The sequence below is a fragment of the Kouleothrix sp. genome, assembly GCF_046328425.1.
GTDB lineage: Bacteria > Chloroflexota > Chloroflexia > Chloroflexales > Roseiflexaceae > Kouleothrix.
The window spans coordinates 12,344-37,146 of the sequence record NZ_JAXLWP010000043.1; the positions used below are offsets into that span (position 1 = coordinate 12,344).

The 24,803-nt window shown below is 70.0% G+C and carries 18 protein-coding genes; 12 read left to right on the forward strand and 6 right to left on the reverse strand.

Annotated features, from left to right (window positions below; all coding sequences use genetic code 11):
• Nucleotides 1–37 precede the first annotated feature (37 nt).
• Nucleotides 38–5,920, reverse strand: a complete 5,883-nt coding sequence (locus tag U0177_RS27305) for a WD40/YVTN/BNR-like repeat-containing protein (protein WP_409573848.1) — start codon at nt 5,918–5,920, stop codon at nt 38–40.
• A 182-nt stretch (nt 5,921–6,102) separates the two neighbouring features.
• Between U0177_RS27305 and U0177_RS27310 the strand changes: the two genes are divergently transcribed.
• Together U0177_RS27310 and U0177_RS27315 are read left to right on the forward strand one after the other, a co-directional pair.
• Nucleotides 6,103–8,205 (forward strand): ArnT family glycosyltransferase, encoded by a 2,103-nt coding sequence (locus U0177_RS27310; protein WP_409573849.1) that lies wholly within the window; start codon nt 6,103–6,105, stop codon nt 8,203–8,205.
• Nucleotides 8,206–8,248: 43 nt separating this feature from the next.
• On the forward strand, nt 8,249–9,073 hold the full coding sequence (locus tag U0177_RS27315; RefSeq protein WP_409573850.1) for a MaoC family dehydratase N-terminal domain-containing protein: 825 nt from the start codon (nt 8,249–8,251) through the stop codon (nt 9,071–9,073).
• A gap of 8 nt (nt 9,074–9,081) precedes the next feature.
• Here the strand turns inward: U0177_RS27315 and U0177_RS27320 are convergent, their stop codons facing one another.
• Nucleotides 9,082–9,936, reverse strand: a complete 855-nt coding sequence (locus tag U0177_RS27320) for a hypothetical protein (RefSeq protein ID WP_409573851.1) — start codon at nt 9,934–9,936, stop codon at nt 9,082–9,084.
• A 391-nt stretch (nt 9,937–10,327) separates the two neighbouring features.
• Here U0177_RS27320 and U0177_RS27325 point away from each other — a divergent pair, with 391 nt between their 5' ends.
• The 6 genes from U0177_RS27325 to U0177_RS27350 all read left to right on the forward strand — a co-directional run bounded on the left by U0177_RS27325 (nt 10,328) and on the right by U0177_RS27350 (nt 14,704).
• Complete coding sequence (locus U0177_RS27325) at nt 10,328–10,684, forward strand: transposase DNA-binding-containing protein (RefSeq protein ID WP_409573852.1); 357 nt, start codon at nt 10,328–10,330, stop codon at nt 10,682–10,684.
• Nucleotides 10,685–10,771: 87 nt separating this feature from the next.
• Nucleotides 10,772–11,194, forward strand: coding sequence for a hypothetical protein (locus tag U0177_RS27330; RefSeq protein WP_409573853.1), 423 nt, complete (start codon nt 10,772–10,774; stop codon nt 11,192–11,194).
• Nucleotides 11,195–11,401: 207 nt separating this feature from the next.
• On the forward strand, nt 11,402–11,833 hold the full coding sequence (locus U0177_RS27335; protein WP_409573854.1) for an IS4 family transposase: 432 nt from the start codon (nt 11,402–11,404) through the stop codon (nt 11,831–11,833).
• 100 nt (nt 11,834–11,933) lie between these two features.
• Nucleotides 11,934–13,658, forward strand: a complete 1,725-nt coding sequence (locus tag U0177_RS27340; RefSeq protein WP_409573855.1) for a CARDB domain-containing protein — start codon at nt 11,934–11,936, stop codon at nt 13,656–13,658.
• Nucleotides 13,659–13,673: 15 nt separating this feature from the next.
• On the forward strand, nt 13,674–14,312 hold the full coding sequence (locus U0177_RS27345) for a DNA methyltransferase (RefSeq protein ID WP_409573856.1): 639 nt from the start codon (nt 13,674–13,676) through the stop codon (nt 14,310–14,312).
• Nucleotides 14,313–14,326: 14 nt separating this feature from the next.
• The gene (locus U0177_RS27350) at nt 14,327–14,704 is read left to right on the forward strand and encodes a DUF4406 domain-containing protein (protein WP_409573857.1); all 378 of its coding nucleotides are present in this window, start codon (nt 14,327–14,329) and stop codon (nt 14,702–14,704) included.
• On the opposite strand, the gene U0177_RS27355 is transcribed toward U0177_RS27350, so the two are convergent.
• Nucleotides 14,701–15,705: a GNAT family N-acetyltransferase gene (locus tag U0177_RS27355; protein WP_409573858.1), complete on the reverse strand. Its 1,005-nt coding sequence runs from the start codon at nt 15,703–15,705 to the stop codon at nt 14,701–14,703. The two genes, U0177_RS27350 and U0177_RS27355, sit on opposite strands and share 4 nt — an antisense overlap.
• Nucleotides 15,706–15,826: 121 nt before the next feature.
• Between U0177_RS27355 and U0177_RS27360 the strand changes: the two genes are divergently transcribed.
• The gene (locus U0177_RS27360; protein ID WP_409573859.1) at nt 15,827–16,732 is read left to right on the forward strand and encodes a LysR family transcriptional regulator; all 906 of its coding nucleotides are present in this window, start codon (nt 15,827–15,829) and stop codon (nt 16,730–16,732) included.
• A 3-nt stretch (nt 16,733–16,735) separates the two neighbouring features.
• On the opposite strand, the gene U0177_RS27365 is transcribed toward U0177_RS27360, so the two are convergent.
• Nucleotides 16,736–18,841, reverse strand: a complete 2,106-nt coding sequence (locus tag U0177_RS27365) for a thioredoxin domain-containing protein (RefSeq protein ID WP_409573860.1) — start codon at nt 18,839–18,841, stop codon at nt 16,736–16,738.
• A gap of 145 nt (nt 18,842–18,986) precedes the next feature.
• Entirely contained in the window at nt 18,987–20,150 is a 1,164-nt protein-coding gene (locus U0177_RS27370; protein WP_409573861.1) for a mandelate racemase/muconate lactonizing enzyme family protein, read from the reverse strand.
• 121 nt (nt 20,151–20,271) lie between these two features.
• Between U0177_RS27370 and U0177_RS27375 the strand changes: the two genes are divergently transcribed.
• The 3 genes from U0177_RS27375 (at nt 20,272) to U0177_RS27385 (ending at nt 24,196) form a co-directional block, all read left to right on the forward strand.
• Nucleotides 20,272–20,727: a GtrA family protein gene (locus U0177_RS27375; protein WP_409573862.1), complete on the forward strand. Its 456-nt coding sequence runs from the start codon at nt 20,272–20,274 to the stop codon at nt 20,725–20,727.
• Between the two features lie 398 nt (nt 20,728–21,125).
• Nucleotides 21,126–22,058 (forward strand): type II CAAX prenyl endopeptidase Rce1 family protein, encoded by a 933-nt coding sequence (locus tag U0177_RS27380; RefSeq protein WP_409573863.1) that lies wholly within the window; start codon nt 21,126–21,128, stop codon nt 22,056–22,058.
• A 29-nt stretch (nt 22,059–22,087) separates the two neighbouring features.
• Nucleotides 22,088–24,196 carry a sensor histidine kinase gene (locus U0177_RS27385; protein WP_409573864.1) on the forward strand — a complete coding sequence of 703 codons (2,109 nt, stop codon included), beginning with the start codon at nt 22,088–22,090 and terminating at the stop codon, nt 24,194–24,196.
• A gap of 35 nt (nt 24,197–24,231) precedes the next feature.
• Here the strand turns inward: U0177_RS27385 and U0177_RS27390 are convergent, their stop codons facing one another.
• Nucleotides 24,232–24,627 (reverse strand): DoxX family protein, encoded by a 396-nt coding sequence (locus tag U0177_RS27390; protein ID WP_409573865.1) that lies wholly within the window; start codon nt 24,625–24,627, stop codon nt 24,232–24,234.
• Nucleotides 24,628–24,803 lie beyond the last annotated feature (176 nt).

Sequence of the window (24,803 nt, forward strand, 5' to 3'; positions counted from 1 at the left end):
TTCCATGGTGCTTGTGGCGGGCTGTATCGCCGGCGCCTCAGGCGGCGGGCAGCGCGAGGACATAGCGCTCGATCCAGCGGCGGTACAGCGGGATGCTCAGCTCCCAGCCGAGCGAGCCGCTGCGAACCAGGCTCTGGTCGCACAAGCGGTCGAGCGCGAGCTGGCGCGCGCGGCGCGCCTCGGGCGGCAGCTCGGCGGCCAGCAGCGCCGCGTCGGGCTGGGGCGCGGCGGCCAGCAGCCGCAGCAGCTCGGCCTCGGGCGCGGGCGGGCCGCCGTTGTCCATGCCCCACAGGCTCTCGGCCATGTAGTTGCGCGGCAGGCGCAGGTAGGCCTCGATCGCCTGCGCGGCGCGCTCGGCCGAGACCACCGCCGGCCGATCGAGGTCGCGCACGGCCTGGCTGCAGATCTGGCGCGTGAGGAACGGGTGGCCGCCGCCAGCCTCGGCGAGCATGTCGATCGCGGCATCGTCGTAGCTCACGCCCATCTGCCCGCCGAGCGACATGATCATTGTGCGGGCGTCGGCCGGCTCGAGCGGCGGCAGCGGCAGCTCGCCGAAGAACGAGTAGAACGGGTTGCGCTGGCCGTCCATCCGGTCGGCGCGGTTCAGCAGCGGGTCGAGCCCGGCCACCAGCACGGCGAAGCGCCCGCGCCAGCGCGGATTCTCGGCCAGGCCGCGCAGCACCGCCGCGAAGTCGGCGTAGGCCGGCTGGCCGAACAGGATGTCGATCTCGTCGACGAACAGCAGCAGCCCTGGGCGCCGCGGCTGGCTCGCCAGCAGCGCCAGCAGCTCGCCGACAGCCTGGCGGAATGCCTGGGCCTGCGCAGCAGCGTCGGCGGCGGCTAGCTCGGCCGGCAGCGCGGGCAGGGCCAGGTCGGGCGCGCTGGCCTCGATCGCCGCGCGCCAGCCGCTCAGCGCCTCGGCGTACAGGTAGCCAAAGCCGCCGACATACTCCTCGATGTTGATCGTGGCCACCGGCCAGCCGCACTCTTCGCGCAGCCGGCCCATCAGCGACGACTTGCCGATCTTGCGCACGCCGAACACCGCCACCGAGCGGCCGCCAATCAGCCGCCGCTGGAGGTCGGCCAGCAGGCTGCTGCGCCCAAAGAACGACAACACATCGGTGACGGCGGCGCGCATGTCGTACAGGTCGGTGCGCCCGGCGTACAGGTCGATCTGCTCCTTCAGCGCCTCGATCTCGCGGCTTGCCAGGCGCGCCTGGCCGATCAGCGAGCTGGGCAGCGGCACGATCGTGAGGCCTTCCTGGGCGCGCAGCGCGAAGATCTGGTACAGGTCGCCGGCGCGTGGCGGCTGGTCGATCACCACCGCAGCGGTGCGGCCGCGCAGCTCGCCGCCGGTGGTGCGCGCGGCCGCGCACAGCGCGCCAAACTCAGCCAGGTCGAGCTCGCGGTCGAGCACCATGCGCACATACAGCGGCGAAACGTCGGCCCACAGCGGCAGGCTGCTGGTAGCCAGCAGGCCGAATGCGTCGGCCGGGGCCACCGCGAAGCCGGCCTGCTCGAGGAAGCGCCGCGCCTCGGCGAACAGCGGGTGCGACTGGCGGGTGCGCTCGGCCAGCTGCGCGGGCGCGCCAGGCGCAAGCTCGCGGCGATGCACCTCGGCCAGCATCGGGTCGGCCACGCGCCAGCCGGCCTCGTCGCGCAACAGCAGGCCGCGCTGCGCCAGGGCAGGGCAGGCGCTCTGCAGCGCGGCCGGGCTGCTGGCCGCGCCAAGCTCGCGCAGCGCGGCGTCGATCTGCGCGAGCGCGAGCGGCCCCTCGAGCGGGGCGTGCAGCAGCACCAGCTGCTCCAGGGGCTCGGCGGCGGCGGCGCGCTCGGCGTAGGCGCGGTAGCCGGCCGCGGCCAGCAGGTAGCGCGGGTGGCGCAGCAGCCAGCCGAAGGTGCGCGCGCGCAGCCGGTTCGGCCGCGCGATGCCGGCGTAGGCATACGCCAGCGCCAGCGCGAGCAGCAGCCCCGGCCCCACCGCCAGCAGGCCGGCGTTGGTGCGCAGCCAGAGCAGCCGCCGCCAGGACCAGGCGACCATCGACCAGTACGCGCCCTGCGGGCGGACGAGCTGCGGCAGCGGCAGGCTGATCGTGCGCAGCGCCACGGCGCTGCCCGGCGCGTACAGGTTCGCCACGCCGTCGCGCACAATCAGGGCTCTGGGGGGCACACCCTGGACGCGCGCCAGCGGCACCCTGCCATACTCGCTATCGAGCAGCTCGATCGTATCGCCGCTCAGCACATAGCCATTCTGCTGCAGCCGCTGCGGCTCCGCGAGCCGCGACCAGCGCATGTCGTCGCCGAGCTGGAACCAGTCGCCATCCTGCATCAGCAGCGTCAGGCTCCGGCCTGTGGCATCGGGGCTGAGCGATACCGACCGTGCCATCAGCCCCTGGCCGGCGTTCTGCCAGGTTGCGCCGCCGTCGCCCGAGCGGTACAGGCCGTCGAGCGTGCCTGCGAGAAGGGTGTTATCGGGCGCGAGCACCAGCTCGCGCACGTAGCGGTTGCCGAGGCCGGCGCTGACATTCTGCCAGGTTGCGCCGCCGTCGCCCGAGCGATACACGCCGCTGTTGGTGCCGACAAACATGCGCTGGCCGTCGGCAGAGAGCGCCAGCGGCAGCTGGTCGGCCACGAATTGCTCGCTGAGCTGCCAGGTTGCGCCGCCGTCGCCCGAGCGATACACGCCATTGTAGCTGCCGACCAGCAGCTGGCGGCCGTCGGGCGTCGCGACGACGTTGTAGATGCCGCTGTCGGGCAGGCCGCCGAGCTTCTGCCAGGTTGCGCCGCCGTCGCCCGAGCGATACAGACCGCGGTAGCTGGCTGCAAACACAAGCTTGCCGTCGGGCGGCACGGCGAAAAACCGGTTGATGTAGACGCCTTCCAGCTCGGCGATCGGCTGCCAGCTCGTGCCGGCGTTGTCCGAGCGGTACACCTTGCTCTGCTCGTCGCTGGCAAAAACGCGCCGCCGATCGGGCGTAACCATCACCGTCGCAAGCCGCCCATCCTGTGAGGGCTGGTTGACGAGCTGCCAGCGTACACCGGCGTCGTCGGAGCGATACACGCGGCCCGTAGCGATACTGAACAGCTGCGCGCCGTCGGCAGCGGCGCTCAGGCTGTAGCTATATATCGGTTGCCCGAAGCCGTCCACCGTCGGCCCGGCGGCAAGCAGCCAGCTCTGGCCGCCATCGTCGGAGCGATACACGCCGCCATAGGTAGTAGCGAACATGCGCCGCGCGCCGGCCGCCAGCGCCAACGTGTTGATCGGCAGGCTGGCGGGCGTACGCCGGCTGCGCTGCCAGGTTGCGCCGCCATCGTCCGAGCGATACAGGCCGTCGGCGTAGGTGATCGCAAACACGCGCCGGCCGTCACGATCGGGGCGCAGCTGGTTAATGCCCACCGCGCTTTTAGGCAGCGCGCCTGCCTGCCAGCTCTGGCCGCCGTCGTCCGAGCGGTACACCCGATTGTAGTTAGCCACGAAGATATGGCGGCCATCTGGCGTAAGCGCCACCACCTGCGTGATCGATTCGTCGGGGTCGGGCTTGATCCGCCGCCAGCTCTGGCCGCCGTCAGCCGAATAAAACAGGCCTGCCTGCGTATCGACCACCATCTGCTGGCCGTTGTCCGCGAGCGCGAGCCTGCCGACCAGCTGAATTCCCTGGTCTTGCCCGAGCGCCCGCCACGTCAGGCCGTCGTCGTCGGAGCGGTACAAACCTAGGTCGTCGCCACTGAACAGCTGCCTGCCGTCAGCTGTGATGGCCATGATCGTGTTGCGTTTCGAATCCGGCGATCCCTCGACCAGGCGCCACGCGCGGCCGGCGTCGTCGGAGCGATACAGGCCCGCACTTGTTCTTGCGAACAGCTTTGAGCCATCGGCGGCGCCAACCAGCCGATTGATGAACAGCGTGCCTTCGGGCAGCACCACGTGCTGCCAGCTTGCGCCAGCATCTTCCGTGCGGTACATGCCGCCGCCGTTGGTGCCAACCACCGCACGCCGCCCGTCGCCGAGCAGCAGCAGCACGTCGGGGTTAGGAAAATCGAGGCCCGTGTTCGACGCCGCCCAGCTTTCTCCGCCGTCGTCGGAGCGATAGATGCCATTGGTAGTGGTGGCGAGCATCAGCCGTCCGTCGGCGGCGGTGGCCAGGTCGTACACGCTCAGCGGCCCGTCGGTCGGCAGCCCCGCGGCGGGCGTGAGCGACCAATCGGCCTCGGGCGGGCGCAGCGCCAGCGCGATGCCAGCGCCATTGGCCAGCAGCAGCAGCGCCAGCAGCAGCGCCAGGCCGCGCAGCAGCAGGCGCCAGATCGACAGGCGGTTGAGGTTGGTCCAGCGCCGGTGCAGCGGCGGGAAGGCGCGCCCCCAGCCGCGCGCCAGCAGCGGCGCGAGCCAGGCCAGCCCGCGGCGGTAGCCGGCCTCCAGCGCCGCGACCGGGCGCAACAGGCGCAGGCGCCGCCAGAGCAGCCGCCACGACAGCGCCAGCAGGCCGAACCCCAGCTCGTACGCCAGCACGGCCAGCAGCGTGGTGTCGATCGCCACGGTGCCGGCGAACGAGGCCACCAGCGCGGCGATCAGCCCGAGCAGCAGCGCGGCGAGCATGCCCCAGGGCATAGCCATGCGGCGCTCGGCCCAGGCCGGCAGCGGGCCGAGCAGCAGCGTGGCCAGCGCCAGGCCGCCGAGCAAAATCCCGGCGAATTGCCACTGGGCACTGTTGCCGAGCCAGATCACGAACAGCACCAGCGGCAGCAGCGCGAAGAAGCGCAGCACGCGCCGACGCTCAAGCGCGGCGGCGAGCGGATCGAGCCAGGCGCCAGCCAGCGCGAGCCACGACAGCGCCACGACGAGATAGGGCCAGAAACTGCTGATATGCAGCGCGTTGCCCAGCGCCACAAGCCACACCGTCACCAGGGCGCCGGCCAGCCACACCAGCACGAACCGGCGCGCCAGGTAGCGGCGCTCGGCGCTGGCGGTGAGCATATCCCACGCGACGCGGCCGCATGTCGCCAGCGCCGCCAGCGCCACGCCGAAGCCCAGGCACAGCCCGAGCACCAGCAGCAGCACCGGGGCCGGCGCAGGCGCCACGGCGTAGTAGGCCGCCAGGATCGCCGGCCTGAGGTGGTAGGGCAGCTCGAACAGCGGGCTCAGCGGCCCGCTGGCGAACACGCCGGTAAGGTAGGGCTGTGTCATCCAGGGGAACAGCCAGGCCAGCAGCAGGGCGGGCAGGCCAAGCGCCAGGGCGCGGCCGGGCCAGCGCCGCGCCAGCCATGCGGCCGGGCGCGCCAGCCAGCGCGCCGCCAGCGCGGCCCACACCCCAAACACCAGCGTGTCGCGCAGGTTCGCAGTGCCGCCGGCGATCACCGCCACAAAGCCATTCAGGCCCGCGAGGTAGGCCGCGCTGAGCCACACCAGCACGAAATCGCGCGCCGGCCGCGCGCCGCCGATCGGGCGCGCCAGCGCATCCCACGCCACGCGCGCGCACAGCGCCAGCGTGGCCAGGGCCAGGCCCAGCAGCGCGAGCAGGCCGCTGGCGCGCGCCAGCGCCGCCACGGGCAAGCCATCGCGGTATGGCTCGACGAGCAGCGCGATGATCAACGGTTTGATCCGGAACGGCAGCTCGAAGAAATCGCGCGCGGCGCCGGCGGGCATACGGCCGAGGTTCGGCACCAGCAGCCAGGGCAGCAGGCACGCCAGCGCAGCGGCCAGCAGCAGCGCGGCGGCCCAGCGCACGTACCAGCTGCGCGCGAGCCGCGCGGCGGCGGGGGCCAGCCCCAGGCTCGCCAGCGCGCCGACGCCCAGAAACAGCAGGCCGTCGAGCGCGTTCGGCGTGCCTCCGGGGAGCGCCAGCGCCAACGCCCAGTCGGCGGCGACCGCAAGGGCGCAGCCGAGCCAGATCAGCGGAAACCGGTAGCGCGCCAAACGTCTCGCCATAGCCGCTCCGTGGGTTTGGGTGGTTGCTCTGAATCACTAAACGCGCGCCGTACCACAATTTGGTACGGCGGCGCTTGCGCGCCCGGCCGCCGCGATTGCCAAATAGCGGGGCGTATTTTATCATGGCCGCCGGCGCCTTCAATTGGCGTATCAGGCGCCCAATCTTGGCGAGCGAGATAACCTTGCAAGTACCCACGACACCCGCGCGCGCGGCACGGCCAGCCGGCCTGGCGCCGGCGCGCTTCGGCCACTGGCTGTTTGTGGCAGGGCTGGCGCTGGCTGCGCTGCTGCCGCGCACGCTCGGCCTGGCCGATTTCTACACGATCGACGAGGCCTACCACTGGCCCGACCGGGTGCGGCGCTTCACTGCCGCGCTGCTGACGCACGAGTGGATCCGCACCGACCAGACCGGCCACCCCGGCGTTACGACAATGTGGCTCGGCTCGCTCGGCCGCTGGCTGAGCCTGAACCTCGGCATCCCCGACCGCGGGCGGATCGGCAATGGCGCGGCGTACCTGGCGATGCTGCGCCTGCCGCTCGGCGTCGTGAATGGCCTGGCGGTGCTGGCCGGCTACCTGCTGCTGCGCCGGCTGGTGCGCCCCTGGGTGGCCGCGCTGGCCGCGCTGCTATGGGCGACCTCGCCGTTTATTGTGGCGCACAGCCGCCTGCTGCACCTCGACGCGCTGCTCACCTCGTTCACTACCCTCAGCGTGCTGTGCATGCTGGTGGCGGTCGTGGGCCGGCCCAGGGGCGGCGAGGAAGAACATCAGCGCAGTGTCTCGCGCCGATCGCCGGCGCGCGCGGCGTATCTGGCGTCGGCGCTGTGCGGCGGGCTGGCGCTGCTCACGAAAGCGCCATCGCTGCTGCTGCTGCCCTCGGTTGGGCTGCTGCTGTTCGCGCTTAGCCCCCGGCCGGGCCTGTGGCAGCGCCTGCGCTGGTCGATCGGCTGGTACCTGCCCTGGCTGGCGATTGCGGTGGCCGTGGTGTTCGCAGGCTGGCCGGCGATGTGGGCCAGCCCGCGCGCGGCCGTCGCCGACGTGATCAACGAGATCGTCAGCAATGGCGGCCAGCCCACCGAGAACGGCAACTTTTTCATGGGCCGGGCGGTGCCGGTGCCCGGGCTGCTGTTCTACCCGGCCACGGTGCTGTGGCGCACGACGCCGCCGACGCTGCTGGGCCTGCTGGCGCTGCTGGGCTTCGGGCTGTACCGCCTGGCGGCGCGGCGGCGCGCGCTGGCGCCCACGCCCGATGCTGCGCGCGAGCGGCGCGTGCTGCTCGCGCTGCTGGGGTTTGTGCTGCTGTTCAGCCTGGCGATGGACATCGAGCCAAAGCAGTTCGACCGCTACCTGCTGCCGATCTGGCCCAGTCTGGAGATCATGGCGGCCGCCGGGCTGGTGCGCGCGGCCAGCCTGCTGGGGCGCTTCATCGGCCAGGCCGGCGCGCGGCTGGCAGGCGGCGCGGCGCTGGCGCTGCTGGCCGCGCTGCAGATCGGCCAGCTGTGGTGGTTCCACCCCTACTACATCGGCTACTACAACCCGCTGCTGGGCGGCGGCGCCGTGGCGCAGCGCGTGATGCTGGTGGGCTGGGGCGAGGGCATGGAAGACGTGGGCGCGTGGCTGCGGTCGCGGCCCGACCTTGGGCGCGGGCCGGTACTCTCGTGGATGCCATTCACGCTCGAGCCGTTCGTGCCGGCCGAGATACCTGTGCACAACCTCGAGCCTGGCGCGGATGGCAACTACGCCGTGCTGTACTCACGCAGCGTGCAGCGCAAGGAGTCGGCCGAGGCCGAGGCGTATGTGCGCCAGTTCGCGCCGCTCCTGACGGTCGAGAAGCACGGCATCACCTACGCCACGGTACACCAGCTGCCGCGCCCGTTCGAGCGGCCAGTTGGGGCGGTGTTCGGCGAGGGCATTCGCCTGCGCGGCGTCAGCCAGGCGTTTAGCGGCGGCACGCTGACGATCACGCCGTCGTGGGGCATCGAGGCCAGCCAGCCGGGCAGCGCGTACACCTTCGTGCATGTGCTCGCGCCCGACGGCCGCAGAGTCGGCCAGCTCGACATTCCGCTCGACCAGGGCCTATTCGCCAGCTGGCAGAACGGCCAGCAGTTCGACGGGCCGATCCCGATCGGGCTGCCGAGCGACCTGCCGGCGGGCGAGTACCGCGTGGTGATCGGCGTCTACCGGCTGGGCGAGCCGGCGCGGCTGGCGCTGAGCGGCGTGCCAGCGCTGCCCGAGGCGGTCGATGGGCCAGACGCGGTGCTGGCCTCGACGTTTACGCGGCCGTAATCCGCTTAAGCCTAATGAAAAGCCAGGAGTCTTTGTTTACAGAATGATGAACGACCTGCAGAGCTGGATCGGCAAAACCAGTACCTCCGAGGCCTACCTCGACCCGGCGCAGGCCAACCGCATGGCCGCCACGCTCGATCGCGCGCCGGATTTCAGGCGCGGCGATGCGCTGCCGCCGGCGTGGCACTGGCTGTACTTCCACGATATTGCCAGGGCTGCGGATCTGGGCGACGAGGGCCACCCACGGCTGGGGCTGTTCATGCCGCCGGTGCCGCTGCCGCGGCGCATGTGGGCTGGCGGCAGCTTCGAGTTTCGCGCGCCGCTGCGGCTCGGCGCTGTCGCCGAGCGCGTGTCGACGGTGCGGACGATCGAGCAGAAGCACGGCCGCAGCGGCGCGCTCTGCTTTGTCGGCGTCGAGCATGTGCTGCGCGCCGAGGGCGCGGTGTGCCTGGTGGAGCAGCAGACGATCGTGTACCGCGAGCTGGAGCGCGCCACTGCGGTGGCCGACGCACCGCCGGCGCCGGCCGCGGCCGACTTCACGCGGCGCTACGCGCTCGACAGCATTGCGCTGTTTCGCTACTCGGCCCTCACCTTCAACGGCCACCGCATTCATTACGACGCCGACTACTGCCGCGCGGTCGAGGGCTACCCAGGCCTGGTGATCCACGGGCCGCTGATCGCCACACTGCTGCTCGACCTGTACGTGGCGCAGGGGCTGCCGCTCGGCCGCTTTCGCTACCGCGCGCGTAGCCCGCTGTTTCTGCCGCACGCCTTCAGCGTCTGCGGTAGTGCCGGCGCGGGGGTGGCGCGGCTGTGGGCCGCCAGCCATAGCGGCGGCCTGGCCATGGAGGCCGAGGCGGAGGCCTGACGCGGCGGCTACTTGCGCAGCGAGCCGAGCACCTGGATCAGGCCAAGCACCGCGCCGAGCACCATCAGCACGCCCGATACGAGCGACATCAGCACATTGCGGTAGTATAGTGGCGAGTAGTGCGGCACACCGGCGCGCAGCCGCAGCACGCCAAAGGCTAGCAGCCCCACGCCGCCAGCCAGCGTCGCGATGCCAAGAAACAGCAGCAATGGCGCCTGGCGCCGGGCGATGCGCGGGCTATGCTGCGCGATAATCCGGTTGACCAGCTGGCGGGCGCTTTCCCAGGTGTAGCCATGGTCGCGGCAGAGCATACGGCAGGCTTCGTCGGGGGTACGCCCGCTGCCAAGCGCCCGCACCACCAGCTCGACGATCTCGGGCGGGCTGGTGGGCGCAGCAATGGTGGCGGGCTCGGCCACGATTGGCGGCGGGGCGTACACGGCCACCGCTGGGTCGGGGAGGCTGGCGGAACCATCGGCCGGCAGCGCCAGCGATATGGTGGTGCCGGTGGCCGCAGCCGCGTCGCGAGCGCCTGCGAACGCGAACCCCGGCACCGTGGCGCACTCCGATTCGAACAGCGCGCGCGGCTGGATCGGCACGACCTCACGCGGCAGGCGCGCCAGGCCGTTGCGCGCGGCGGCGTTCGCGGCGTCGAGCACCAGCACCTGCTCGAGGCAATAGCGGCGCTCGGCATCGCTCGCTACCACTCCCGAAAGCCAGAGCCAGGCGCGCGCGTCGCGCGGCTCAAGCGCTAGCGCTCGCGACAGCAGCTCGCAGGCGTGGCTGTGCCGGCCGGCGCGGGCGGCGGCAATGCCGCTGTCGATCAGGGCTTGCGCGGAGGCATCGTTGGAGATGTGCGTCGTCATAGCAGCCTCGGGGTGCATGTTTCGGTTCCAACGCGACTATAGCACAGCCCCGCCGACTATTACATAGGCCAGAAGGGAGATTGGCGAATGGTACTATTGGCGCCCGCATACCAGTATTCACCCCTGTGCGTGCGCGATACATCGCGCCCGTAGCCCTTCAATGCGCAGGGCTCGTGCAAAGTCGGCCCTGGTATCTTAGGCAGGACCCCCTTCCCCCCTCTCGCGCGCGGGAGGGAAGAGGCAGTCGCAGCTTGCGACCGCACCACACCGCCAGATGTGTTACCCCCTCCTCTGACAGGGGACTAATCTTTACCCACATTTTTCCTCGGCTACGATGTGGTGGTACGATAGGAGCAGATGTTGTCGATCGGTGCGCGAACGGAGGCTCAGTATGGATGTTGTTGATGTCACGCTGATGGATTCGTGGGCGGAGGAGGAATTCGCTGCCGCTGACTTGGGTGATGCGCGCCGCACCAAGCGCTTGATCGCCTTGGCCGATACCTTTGCTCGCCGTCCTCCGCCTCCTTGCCCCAGGCTGCCCAAGATCGCCATGCTCAGGCCGCCTATCGCTTCTTTGACACCGATGCGATTGAACCTGACGCCATCGCCAGTCATTGTACTGCCACTCACGACCGTTGTAGCAGTGTGCCGCTGGTGCTGGCCGTGGATACCTCCGAACTCGATTGGAGCCACCATCGGCCTGCCGATCTTGGCCCGATCCATACCAAAAAGCACCTCGGCTTGCTGATGCATACCACTCTGGCGATCACTCCTGAGGCGGTACCGCTGGGCATTCTGCGGCGGTATGTGTGGGCACGCGACCAGACGACCTTCGGTGAACTGCCTGATCCTTACACGCCCGTTTGAAGACAAGGAGAGCTATCGCTGGGCGCAGGGCTTGAAGGCAATCAATGCCGCGCGCGAGGCCTGTCCGACCACACAGTTCGTCCTGGTCGCTGATGCCGAGGCCGATATCTACGACCTGATGGTCGCCGAACGGCACGCCGGGGTTGATCTGCTCATTCGTGCTGGTCAGGATCGGCATGTGTTGAGCACCCCGAGGCTCGTCGGCTGTGGCAGGCACTGCCGCTGGGAACGCAGGTGGGCAAACGCGTGGTGCATATTCCCGCTCGTGATGGCAAAGCGGCGCGCACGGCAGGGTCACGATTTGGTTTCAGACCGTGATACTGCGGCCACCTCAGCGGTGTGCCAAGGAGAAGCTCACGCCGGTGAGCCTGACAGCGGTTTGGGCGATTGAGGAGACGCCGCCTGGCGTGGAGGCGCTCAATGGCTGTTGCTGACCAGCGTTGCGGTTGAGCGCGCCGCGCAGGCGCTGACGGTGCTGGAGTGGTATTGTCGACGCTGGGGGTTGAGATCTGGCATAAAACGCTGAAAAGTGGCTGCGCGATCGAGACGCGGCAGTTGGAGACGGCAGATCGGCTGCGGCGCTGTCTGGCTGTTCAGTGTGATTGCGTGGCGGGTGATGTTCAGCACAATGCTGGCGCGCGCCGTGCCGGATGTGTCGTGTACGCGCGTGTGTTGGACACGGCGGAATGGCAGGCGCTGTATTGTCATCCATCGGACGCTGATACTGCCGGGCAAGACACCCGGTCTGCACGACGCGGTCGGCTGGATTGCGCGATTGGGCGGCTTCCAAGGGCGCAAAGATGATGGCGAACCAGGCGTCACCGTGATGTGGAGAGGATTTCAACATCTGGCCGATCTGACTCCATGTACTGCCTGTTCCGTCGTTCGCGCAACAACGAACATGTGGGTAAAGATTGTTTTCCCTTCCCCTGACAGGGGAGGGGGTAGGGGGAGGGGTCGACAGACGTTGCACGAGCCCTGCTTCAACGCGGTTGTTGCGTGCGGAGCGCGGAAAAAGCGCATACAATAGACTTTATCGCAAATACGGGAGCCATAGGGGCTTTGCCCCTCCGAACCGCCTTGGTGGGACGTCTGAGGATCGTATCGCTCTGCCGAAGAAGGAAACGCCGATGAAATGGTGCGCACTGCTCGTAGCGCTGCTGGCGGCTGGCGCAATCGCGCCGCATCCGGTCGCCAGCGCGGCGCTGCCGGATCTCGACGCCGCGTATATCGGCAGAACGCCGCGCTACGACTACGACGCGGCGAAGAACCAGCCGGCCGCCGGCGACCCAGTCGTGTTCGAGGGGCATATCGCCAACCGCGGCGGCACGGCGATCGGCTCGTTCGAATTCGCCTGGTACCTCGACGACCAGCTTGTGCAGAGCGGCACGTACCCAGGCTCGCTGGCGCCCGGCGCCACCGCCACGCTGTCGCTCAGCTGGAGCTGGCAGCCGGGCGCGCACACGCTCAGCCTGCGGCTCGATCCGGCCGGCAAGATCGCCGAAGTGTCCGAGCATAACAACCAGCTCGACGATCGCACCAGCGCGCTCGCGGTAGGCCTTTGGGTCGAGCAGGGCGTGTACGACTACTTCAACAGCCATCAGGCCCAGCTTGGCCTGGGCAGCGTCTCGTGGGACGATTGGGCGCAGCGCCAGCTGAGGGTGTGGAACGGCATGTTCGCCGCAGCCATTTCGCCGCTGACGCCGCAGGGAGTGCTCGATCGCGTGCGGCTCGACAAAGTGACCGTGGTGCCAAACGGCGCGCTGCCCGACTGCGCCACCAACTTCCCGGCAATCGACGATAAAACGATCGACTTGCAGTGGGGGTTCCCGGCCGAAGAGGTAGGCATCCCAAGCGGGCATTCGTGCGGCGCGCTGAACTACTATTTCGACAACCCAAGCGCGCAAAACATCGAGTATTCGCTGATGCACGAGCTTAGCCACGCGCGCTACCTGGTGGATCTGTATGGCTTCAATGTATATGCCAACGCGGCGTATCTTGCGGCGGCGGTGGGCAGCGCCAGCACCACGCTGCCGACCGACCGCGATGTCGAGCACGATGATAATTTCCCTACCCCCACGCACCTGGCGATCGACGGCGAGCTGGTGATCTGCCAGGCCAAGAGCGGCACCAGCTTCACCAGCTGTGCGCGCGGGGCCGAGGGCACGCACGCGCGCGCGCACGCCAGCGCGGCGCTGATCAATAATGCAGTAGTTGAGCTGCAGGATGGCCAGGGCAACCTGGTGCAGGGCAGCGCGGCGCTGCCGGTGCGCGGCACATGGGCCGATCACCTGTACTTCAACCGATACGTCGACGATATGATGGGCGGCGGCGACTGGACGGGCTACCGGACTCACTCGGCCTACGCGCTGAACCGGATCGCCGGGCGGCGGCCCCTATGCGGAAACTACAACGCGCCCTGCAATATCGGCGAGTATCTGAACGACATCCCGGCCCACAATGTTGTCGAGATCCGCGACAAGAGCAACCAGCCGCTGCGGCGGGCCAAGGTTGAGGTTTTTCAGGCCCAGCCGTTCGCGATCTGGTATGGCAAGCGCTTCCTCGAACCAGCAAACCTGAGCGTCGTCGCAGACTACCGGGGGCGCGCCGACCTGGGGGCGTTCCCGTTTGGCGATGCCCCGCCGATTGTGCACTCCTACGGCCAGAGCAGCGGAGTGCTGCTGCTGCGGATCTCGTCGGGCGGCGCGACGGCACTGCAGTTCTTCGAAGTCACGCAAGCAAACGAGGCGTTCTGGCAAGGCCAGCGCGACACGGCGGTGTATGTGCTGAATACCGACCTGCCGGCAGGATTGCCGGATCTGCAATACTATGTGCCGATCGCGCGGCAGAGCTAGCCGGGCAAAAAGCATATGCGCACATTTCTGCGGCTGAAAAACCAGCAGCCAGGCCACCTGCCGCCCGAGTTCGCCGGCGAAGAGCTGCGCTACCCCGAGGAGCTGGTAGGCACATTCCTGCGCCAGTTCACGCGCCCCGGCCAGGCCGTGCTCGACCCATTCGCGGGCTACGGCACCACGCTGGTAGTTGCCGAGGCCATGGGCCGCGCCGGGTTTGGCGTTGAGCCCGACGCACGGCGGGTGCGCTATGCCCGCGCGCGGCTGGCCCACTCCGAGCGGCTGGTTCATGGCGATGCCCGCGCGCTCGGCCAGTATGCCCTGCCGCCGATCGACTTCTGCATGGCCTCGCCGCCGTTCATGGCGCACGACGAGGCCGAGAATGTGATCAGCGGCGAGCGGCGCGCCGACGCGTACGCCAGCTACCTGGCCGACATCGCGCGGGTGTACGCGGGCCTGGCGCCGCTGCTGCGGCCGGGGGCGCGCGCCGTGATCGAGGTTGCGAACCTGAAGGGGCCAGGCGGCACGACCATGCTGGCCTGGGATGTTGCCCGCGCGGTGGCGCAGGCGCTGACCTTCGAGGGCGAGGTGGTGATCGGCTGGGATCGCTACGACTACGGCTACGACCACAGCTACTGCCTGGTGTTTCGCGCGTAAAAAAGGAGCTTCCTATGAGCACAGCAACCAAACCGCTGATGATCCTGGTGGCCGGGCCATACCGCTCGGGCACTGGCGACGACCCGGCCAAGATCGCGGCGAATGTGCACGCGATGAACGTGGCCGCGCTGCGGCTGTTTCGCGCCGGCCACATTCCCGTGCTCGGCGAGTGGTTCGCGCTGCCGCTGATCGAGACGGCCGGCTCGCAGGCGCTCGGCGACGCGGTCTTCACCGAGATCTTCCACCCGATTGCGCACGCCGTCGCGACGCGCTGCGACGCCTGTTTGCGCATCGGCGGGCCATCCGCCGGCGCCGACGGCATGGTCGAGCTGGCGCGCTCGCTTGGCCAGCAGGTGTTCTTGCGCATCGAGGATGTGCCGGGCTGCGGCTAGCGCTCGCCCGGCGCCTGCTCGAGCAGCAGCTCCATCAGCACGACGTCGAGCCAGCGGCCGAACTTGAAGCCGACCTGGTGCAGCCGCCCAGCCTCGGCAAAGCCGCAGCCGGCGTGCAGTTGTACGCTGGCTGCGCTCTCGGCGTCGATCACCGCGAGCATGCTGTGCATGCCGCGGGCGCGGGCCTCGTCGATCAGCGCCAGCATCAGCGCGCGGCCCAAGCCGCGCCCGCGGTAGGCCGCGTCGACGTACACCGAGTGCTCGACGGTGTAGCGGTAGCCCGCCCTCGGGCGAAACTGCGCGAACGTGCCAAAGCCCAGCACCGTGCCGCCCACCTCGGCCACCAGCACCGGGAAGCCCTGGCCGGTGCGCTCCTCGAACCAGGCGGTGCGCTGCGCCAGCGTGCTGGGCGCTTCGTCGTACGACGCGGTGGTGTTCAGCACGGCGTCGTTGTAGATCGCCAGGATGGCCGGCACGTCGGCGGCTGCGGCCGGGCGGATCGCCAGAGGCGCGGCCGGGCCAAGCTCCTTGCCGAAGCAGCGGCTCCACTCACGCTCGGCGTACTTGCCGTAGCACGGCACGCGGGCGTAGCCGGCGCGCTGATACAGCCGGATGGCGGCGTGCTGGCGGTCGCCGGTTTCGAGCATCAGCCGGGCGTAGCCAAAGCCGCGCGCCTGCGCCTCAAGCTCGGCCAGCACGGCCTGCGCCACGCCCTGGCCGCGCGCTTCGGGCGCCACAAACATGCGCTTCACCTCGGCCGTATCGAGCGGGTTTGTGTCGGCCATCGGGCGGATGGCCCCGCAGCCCACCGGCCGGCCGGCCAGCCGCGCCACGACAAACGCCGCGCGCGGCACCTGCGCATCGGCCGGCACAAACGCGCCGCTGCCGTCGTCGCCATACACTTGCGCCAGCTCGGCCGAAAGCTGCCGGATCAGCGCGAGCGCATCGGGGTGCTGCGGGTCGACGCACGTAACCGTGAGGTTGGTGGCTTGCACATGCATGGGGCGGCTCTTTCTATTTGCGCGCTTTGCGATCGCCCCTGAGCGTAGCCGATTGTGCGCTATACTGCAAGCGGATAGCGCGAATAGCTGCTATCGGTTTTTGTGATACCCAGGAGCAGGCATGGACACCGAGCAGCTGGTGATGTTTGAGCGGATCGCGCGCGAGGGCAGCTTTAGCCGGGCCGCCTGGGCGCTGGGCGTGGCCCAGCCGACGGTGAGCGCGCGGGTACAGGCGCTGGAGCGGGCAGTCGGCGGCCAGCTGTTTGTGCGCGGCAGCCGGGGCGTGGCGCTCACCGACCTGGGGGCCAGCTTTTTGCCATTTGCGCGCCGCGCGCTCGAAGTGCTCGACGCGGGCGTGGCCGCGGCGCGCGAGGCCCACGCCGGCCAGCGCGGCCGGGTGACGCTGGGGGTGCTCGAGTCGCTGTCGGGGGCGTTCCTGGGGCCGGCGCTGGCGGAGTTTCACGCCGCTCACCCGCTGGTGGAAGTTGTGGCGCGCGCCGGCCGGCACGAGCAGCTCGTCGAGCTGCTGCTCGACGGCGTGATCGGCATGGCGCTGCTCGCCTGGCCGTGCCTCGACGCGCTCACCACCGACCTGGAGGTGCTGCTGGCGCTGCGCGAGCCGGTGGTGCTGGTGGCGGCGGCGCAGCACCCGCTGGCCGGGCTGGCGCGCGCCGACGAAGACGCGATCGTGGCGCACGCGCGGCCGCTGCTGCTGCTGCGCTGGTGGCTGGCGCTGCCGCCGGCGATCGAGCGGCTGGCGCGCCGCGCGCCGTCGGTGCTCGACGTGCCGATGGAGACCGGCCGGCAGCTGCTGGAGAGCGGCGTGGGCGCTGGCTTTTTTTCGTGGATGCAGGTCGCCGGCGCAGTCGAGGCCGGCCGACTGGCGCAGATCCCCGTGCGCGGCCTGGCCGGGCTGCAGCGCGAAAGCGCGCTGGTGCGCCGCGCCTCGCTGCCGCTTTCGGCCCCGGCCGCCGCGCTGGCCGAGGTGCTGCGCGCGCGCGCCGCCCAGCTCGGGCTGCTGGCGTAGCGGCTACGCGTCGAGCTGCGCCGCCAGCGCGGCCGGGTCGGTCACTGGCAGGCGGCAGGCGTAGTTCTGGCACACGTAGGCGGTAGCCCGGCCGCCGACCTGCGCGCGATCGGCCAGCAGCGGCGAGGCGACCGCCGGGGCGGGCTCGGCGGGGCGGGCCAGCAGCACCACCGTGTTTGGCCGGAACGCGCCAAAGATCACCTGGCAGAGCGCGGCTGTGTCGGGCGCGGCGGGCTCGCCCACCAGCGCGATCTCGTGGGGCGTGCTCAGCGCGAACTCGGCGGCGGCGAGGTAGCGCCCGAAGCCGGTGGGGTAGCGCGCCAGGAACGGCGCCAGGTTCGCCAGGATCGTCTCGGCGCGCTGGCGGTACAGCGGCTGGTCGAAGATAATCGCCAGCCGCAGCAGCACGTCGGCGGCGGCCGAGTTGCCGGCCGGCGTAGCGTTGTCGCCGGTGTCGCGCGGGCGCACCACCAGCGCCTCGTGGTCGGCGGCGGTGTCGTAGAAGCCGGCGATCGAGTCATCCCAGAAGCGCGCCAGCATGGTCTCGGCCAGGGCGCGGCACTCGCCGAGCCAGCGCGGCTCGAAAGTAGCCTCGTACAGCGCCAGCAGGCCATCGGCCAGCAGGGCGTGGTCTTCCAGAAAGCCGGGCACGTGGCCCGCGCTGCCATCCTTCCAAGCGCGCAAGAGCTGGCCATTGGCGTCGCGCAGCGCGCGCAGCACGAACTCGCCATTCTGCTCGGCAATGGTGCGGTAGTCGTCGCGGCCGAACGCGCGCGCCGCCAGCGCGAACGCGCGCAGCGCCATGCCATTCCAGGCCGTCAGCACCTTGTCGTCGAGGTCGGGCCTGGGGCGGCGCGCGCGGGCCTCGAGCAGCTTGCCGCTGGCGCGGGCGATCAGCGCCTCGACGCGCTCGGGCGGCATGCCGGTCACGCGCGCGACATCGGCGGGGCGGCGCTGCACGTGCAGGATGTTCTTGCCCTCGAAGTTGCCGCGCGCCGTCACGCCGAACACCTGGCCGAACAGCAGCGCGTCGGCGCCCAGCACCTCGCGCAGCTCGTCGGGCGTCCACACGAAAAACGCGCCCTCTTCCTTGTGGCCCAGCTCGGGCACAAGCGAGTCGGCGTCCTGCGTCGAGTAGAAGCCGCCGTCGGGGTGTCGCAGCTCGCGCGCGATGTAGTCGAGCGTTGCTTCGGCGATGCGGCGGTAGAACGGCTCGCCGGTGGCCTGGAACATCTCGGTGTACACGCGCGCCAGCAGCGCGTTGTCGTAGAGCATCTTCTCGAAGTGCGGCACCAGCCACTGCTCGTCGACGCTGTAGCGGTGGAAGCCGCCGCCGAGCTGGTCGTACATGCCGCCCTCGGCCATGGCGCGGAGCGTTGTGTGCAGCATCTCCCAGGCGAGCTGCGCGCCGGTGCGCCTGGCGTAGCGCAGCAGGAACTCCAGGGTGGTGGGCTGGGGGAACTTGGGCGCGCGCCCAAAGCCGCCGTAGGTTTGGTCGAACTGGCCGTGCAGCGTCGCGTAGGCGTCGTCGAGCAGCTCGGGGCTGAGCTGGCCGTCGGCCAGGCGGCTGGCGCTGGCCTGGCGCATATGCTCAAGCAGCTCGGTTCCGGCGCGCAGCAGCTCGTCGCGGCGGTTGGCGTAGGCGTCGGCGATGCCCAGCAGCACCTGCGAGAACGAGGGCATGCGCTGGCGCGGCTCGGGCGGGAAGTAGGTGCCGCCATAGAACGGCACGCCCTCGGGCGTGAGAAACACCGTCATCGGCCAGCCGCCGCCGCCGGTCATGGCCTGCACCGCGGTCATGTAGATATTGTCGATATCCGGGCGCTCCTCGCGGTCGACCTTCACGCTCACAAAGTGCTCGTTCATGATCCGGGCGGTCGCCTCGTCCTCGAATGACTCGCGCTCCATGACATGGCACCAATGGCAGGCCGCGTAGCCGACGCTGAGCAAGATCGGCTTGTCTTCGGCGCGGGCTTTTGCCAGCGCTTCCTCGCCCCAAGGGTACCAATCGACCGGGTTGTGCGCGTGCTGAACCAAGTATGGGCTGGTGGCATCGATTAGGCGGTTGGTGTATTTATGACTCTGCCCCGGCGATGTTTCAGTTGTCATGATCATCTCTCCCTGTCCACTCTATGAAATCGTTGCGCTGAGCAGTTGGCGCCCTCGGCCTTCGGCAGAGCGGTACTATGCTCCGTATCGTGTCCATTTTCCGCGCGGAGCGCGGAAAATGGACACAGAAGATGAACAAGTACCATCACCAGTTTGTGTACGAGCCGTCGGGGCGGCGCAGCAGCGGGATGGGCGCGCTGTGGGCGTCGACCTCGGCCACCAGCGTGGCGCCGGCCGGGTCGAACTCGACGCCGAGGCCGGGCCGGCGGCTGGGCCACAGCTTGCCGTCGCGGAAGTCGCAGCCCTGCGGCAGGTGCGGCGGCGGCTGCGGGCCGGCGCCCACCACCTCCATCAGCGCGGGCGCCGGCTGGGCGCACAGCACGTGCACCAGCGCGGCGAGCGCGATCGGGCCGGTGAAGTGCGGGATCATGCCGAGGTAGTGCGTCTCGCAGATCGCGGCGATCTTCTGCCACTCGGTGATGCCGCCGACATTCGGCAGCGTCACGCGGGTGTAGTCGATCAGGTGGTGCTCGATCAGCTCGTTGATCTCCCAGCGGTCGCCGAACTGCTCGCCGACGGCGATCGGCAGGCGCGTCTGCTGGCGCAGCATCGCCAGCGCGCCCGGGTTCTCCGAGCGCAGCGGGTCCTCGACGAACAGCGGCCCAAGCTCGCCGATCAGCTCGCACAGCCGCACCGCGTCGGCCAGGTCGAGCCGGGTGTGGAAATCGATCGACCAGTCGCCATCGGGGCCGACACCCTGGCGCACCTCGCGGCAGTTCGCGGCGGTTTTCTCGACCATGCGCCGCGCGTCGAAGACGCCGGAGGGCGGGTCGGCCACGGCGGTGCGGAAGGCGCGAAAGCCGGCTTCCACGCAAGCGCGCGCGGTAGCGGCCAGCGAGCCCTGCCAGGGGTAGCCGGTCGAGTAGCACTCGACGTAGTCGCGCGTCGGGCCGCCGAGCAGCTCGTACACCGGCGCGCCGAAGCGCTTGCCCTGAATATCCCACAGCGCCAGGTCGAGCGCGCCGAGCGCGTGCAGCTTCTCGCGGCCGGGCGGGTAGAAGAAGCCGCGGTACATCAGCTGCCAGAGGTGCTGGATGCGGCCAGGATCCTCGCCAATCAGCATGGCCGCGCACTGCGCCAGCATCTCGGGCGAGCCACCCTCGCCCACGCCGGTGATGCCGGCGTCGGTCTCGACGGTGACGACCATATCGGCCTGGTTGAAGGTCGGGTTGGGGCGCTGCGGCCGGTAGCAGCGAACGCGGGTGATCTGCACGGTGGCCTCGCTTTCGTTGGCGTGTCGCGCAATCATACCACAGCGGCGGCGTGCAGCCGGCATGCGGGCATAGCACTTGCTCGTAGCGATAGTTCTTTGATTGCGCTCCGGCGGCTGCGCGTGGCGCGGCGGCGGGGCGGCGTGGGCAACAAACGATATGCAGATACAAACAATAAGCGCGGCGCTCGCGCCACTGCGGCGCTTCGAGCGCGTGATGCGCTTCGGGCTGGTGGGCCTGAGCGGCCTGCTGGTGAACAGCGCGGTGCTGTGGCTGTGCGTACACAGCCTGGGCTGGCCGGCGCCGCTGGCCAGCATCCCGGCCACCGAGACGGCGATCCTCAGCAATTTCGTGCTGAACGACCGCTGGACGTTCGCCGGGGCGGGCGCGCCGGGCATATGGGCGCGGCTGCTGCGCTTCAACAGCGTGGCGCTGGGCGGCATGCTGATCACCGCGCTGCTGCTTGGCGCGCTCACCGGCTACGCCCAGCTGCCGCTGCTGGCGGCAAATGTGCTGGCGGTGGCCGGCGCTATGGCCTGGAACTACCTCGCCAACGCGCGCTGGACCTGGCGCGCGCCAGGCGTCGCCGCGCCGCCGGAGTGCCCACCCGAGTAGCGCAGGCGGCAAAGGCTCGGCCAAAAGGAGTACGGCGATCGTGACAGCGATCCCATGCGCGTATGACATCCCGGCTGGTATGCTAGCGGCACAAACAAAGCGAGCTACGCGCTAGGCCGCGTGGCTCGTAGGAACCGGACGTAGGCGGTCGCCCGCGATACGGTTCGTGGCCTTTCTGCCGAAGGCAAAAACGCCTACCGCGAAAGGCCTGTGAGTGGCCGCTTATACCAAATCCGGCTGATTGCTTGGATTATGGTGGGGGTTCGGGGGGGGCGGGGCCGCCCCCCCAAATTTCTTTGTGCGGCGCCCGGCAAAGCCGGGGCCGCACAAGAAAACACAAGTAATCAAACGGAGTTGGTATTAACCAGGCGGGCGCACCCGCCGGGAAAGGAACGACAATGTCAACGATCGCAACCGTGGCGCCGCGCGCCGCTGGGATCGCGCCACGGCGCTGGATGGCCGCGCACCCGCTGCTGGCCTATTTTCTGATCGCGTTCGGCGTCGTGTGGCTGGCCCTGCTGCCGGTGGTGCTCTCGCGCAATGGGCTTGGCATCCTGCCATTCGGCATCTCCGACGGGCTGTTCGTCGTGCTGTTCATCGGCAGCACGCTGCTCGGGCCAACCGGCGGCGCGTTCGCCGTGACTGCGGCGGCCGAGGGGCGCGCCGGCGTGGGCCGGCTGCTGCGCCGCTATGTGCAGTGGCGCGTCGGCCCGCAGTGGTACGCAATCGCGCTCTTCGGCTATATTGCGCTGCACCTGGTGGCCGCCGGCGCGCTGCTGGGCGCCGGGCCGCTGCTGGCCATGCTCGCGCAGTGGCCGCTGCTGCTCAGCAGCTACCTGCCGGCGCTGCTGATGATGATCATCTTCCCGGCGCTGCTCGAGGAGCCGGGCTGGCGCGGTTTCGCGCTGCCGCGCCTGCAGGCGCGCTATGGCCCGCTGGCCGGCACGCTGATGCTTGGCGTGCTGCACGGGCTCTGGCACCTGCCGGTGTACACATTTGTCAGCGGCCCGGCCGCGATGGGGCCGTTCAGCATCGGCCACGTGGCCAGCAACACGCTGTTCATCGTGCTGCTGACGGTGATCTGGGCGTGGGTGTTCAACAATGCCAGCGGCAGCATTCTGATCGCCATCCTGCTCCATGCCGCCAGCAATGCCACCGGCAATTTCTTCAGCGCGCTGCTGCCCACCCCGCTGCCTGCGAGCTTCGCGAGCGAGTTCCAGCTGCTGATGTTCGGGCTGTACTTCGCCGCCGCGCTGGCGATTGTGCTGGCCACGCGCGGCCGGCTGGGCTACACCGGCGCTCGCCAAAGCCCCGCGGCCGTGGTAGAGTAAAGAGCAAACCGCACTCACGCGAGGTCGATATGGCGGGCGAGCCGATCGGCGCGCCATTAGAGGAACAGCGCGCGCCAGCCGCACGGTGGCAGCTCCGTGGCGGCTGGCGCGTCGCGGCGCGCGCGGCGTGGCTCGCGATCGCGCTGCTGGCGCTGGCGGTGTTTGTCGCTACCCTGCCCGATGCCTACGCCAAATACGTGGCCGTGTGCGCCGGCCCAGCCTGCGACGCCAGCGATCTCACCCCCGAGGGCGCACGGCAAATCGCGGCGCTGGGCCTCTCGGTCGGGTTTGTGGCCGCAGCGTTTGTGGCGCTGGAGTGCCTGTTCGTCGCGGTGAGCTTCGCGGTAGCCGGGCTGATCTTCTGGCGGCGCTCCGACGACGGCGCCGCGCTGCTGATCGGGCTGTTTGTGGCGGTGTTCAGCGCGTCGCTCTTTCTCGGCGGCATCCGCCCGCCGCCGCCCTGGCGCCTGCCGGTGGACGCGATCAGGCTGCTCGGCGCGGCGTCGCTGTTTCTGTTCGTGCTGCTGTTCCCCGACGGCCGGTTTGTGCCTGGCTGGTCGCGCTTTGCCGCGCTGGCGCTCGGCCTGATCGGTCTGGCTGCGGCGCTCGTGCCGGCGCTGGCGTGGCTCAGGCCGTTCGAGGGCGCGAATGCGCTGGTGCTGCTGGGCCTGGGCATTGGTGCGCAGATCTACCGCTACCGCGCCGCCTCGGGGCCGGCCGCGCGCGAGCAGACCCGCTGGGTGGTGCTAGGCGTGGGCCTGGCGATCGCCGTGCTGAGCGCGGCGCAGGTCCTGGCTGCGCTAGGCGCGACGCGCGGCATTCTGGCCGGGCTGGCGAGCGCGCTGGCCGTGTACCTGGCGCTGCTGCTCGTCCCGCTCTCGATCGGCCTGGCGATCCTGCGCTACCGGCTGTGGGGCATCAGCATTCTGCTGAACCGCACGCTGGTGTACGCGCTGCTCACCGCGTGCGTGATCGCGATCTACGTGCTGGCGATCGGCGCGCTTGGCGCGCTGTTCCAGGCCAGCGGCAATCTGCTGATCGCCACGGCCGCGACCGGGCTGGTAGCGGTGCTGTTTCAGCCGCTGCGCGAGCGCCTGCAGCGCGGCGTGAACCGGCTGATCTATGGCGAGCGCGACGACCCGTACGTCGTGCTTGGGCGGCTCGGCGCCGCGCTCGAGGCGGCCGTCGCGCCAGAAGAGCTGCTGCCGGCGATTGTCGAAAGCCTGGCGCGCGCGCTGAAGCTGCCCTACGCGGCGATCATGCTCGACCAGGCCGGGCGCTCGGTGGTTGCCGCGTCGGTGGGCGCGCTCGCGCCCGGCACGCTGCGCCTGCCGCTAATCTACGGCGGCGAGACGATCGGCCAGCTAGTGGTGGCGCCGCGCGCGCCCGGCGAGGGCTTCGGCGCCGCCGACACGCGGCTGCTCGGCAGCCTGGCGCAGCAGCTGGCCGCCGCCGCCAGCGCCGCGCGCATGGCTGCCGAGCGCCAGCGCCTGGCCGAAGATCTGCAGCGCTCGCGCGAGCGGCTGGTGCTGGCGCGCGAGGAAGAGCGCCGCCGCCTGCGCCGCGACTTGCACGACGACCTAGGGCCAACCCTGGCCGGGCTGGCGCTCAGCGCCGGCGCAGTCGCCGACACGATCGGCGCCGACCCGGCCACGGCCGCCGCGCTGGCCAACGAGCTGCAGGAGCACATTCGCGCCACCGTGGGCGAAGTGCGCCGTCTGGTGTACGCGCTGCGCCCGCCCGCGCTCGACGAGCTTGGGCTGGTTGGCGCCATCCGCGAGCAGGCCGAGCGCTACAGCCACGGCGGCGGCCCGGCGATCGCCATCGAAGCACCCGCCGAGGCGCTGGCGCTGCCGGCCGCCGTCGAGGTGGCCGCCTACCGGATCGTGGCCGAGGCGCTGGCGAATGTGCTGCGCCACGCCCACGCGCGCACCTGCACAGTGCGCCTCGCCGCCGATGCCGGCGCGCTGCTGGTCGAGGTGGCCGACGACGGCGTGGGCATCGGCGCGGCGCGCGCCGGCGTGGGCATGCTCTCGATGCGCGAGCGCGCCGCCGAGCTGGGCGGCACCTGCCTGATCGAGCCGGCCGCGCAGGGCGGCACGCGCGTGCGGGCGCGCCTGCCGATCGCCGCGCTGTGAAGCCACAGGCGCGCTCGCGCGAACCGAGGCAGTGCTTACAGCGCAGCCACCCCCGGCTGTGGCTTGCGCTGATACAGCCGATCCATCGCAAAGGCAAACACCCAGATCGCCAACCCAAAGAGCGCCAGCAGCACCTGGGGGTCGCGCGTGGCAACATGCGCGCCAAATGCGAGCAGCAAGTTGTAGAGAAACCCGGCGTACGCGAAATCCTTGATCGTTCGCGAGCGCCTCTGTACGACGCCAATCAGCCCAAGCAGCTTGGCGCTCGCCTGCGGGATCAACAGCCAGTCAGGGAAGCTCAGCTTATGGTACTCGTCGATCGTCCCCTGCGGATCAGAGACGCTCAACCAGATCGACACGCTGAACAACACGATGAGGAGGCCGATTGCGATGATGTACAACACCCTTGTGTTACGGCCGCGCGCTTCCATCTCACACCTGTCCTTCCGCTCGGCTGCCGGCGCTTCGCGTGAGGCGCCCCGTTCGCAGCAAGCTCGTTTGTTGCTAGTGTAGCCAGCGCGCATTTGCCAGAACAGTCACTGCGGTCACGATACGCGCGCACATCGCGTGACATATGTCATCCCTGCGGATGACGCGCGTCATTGGA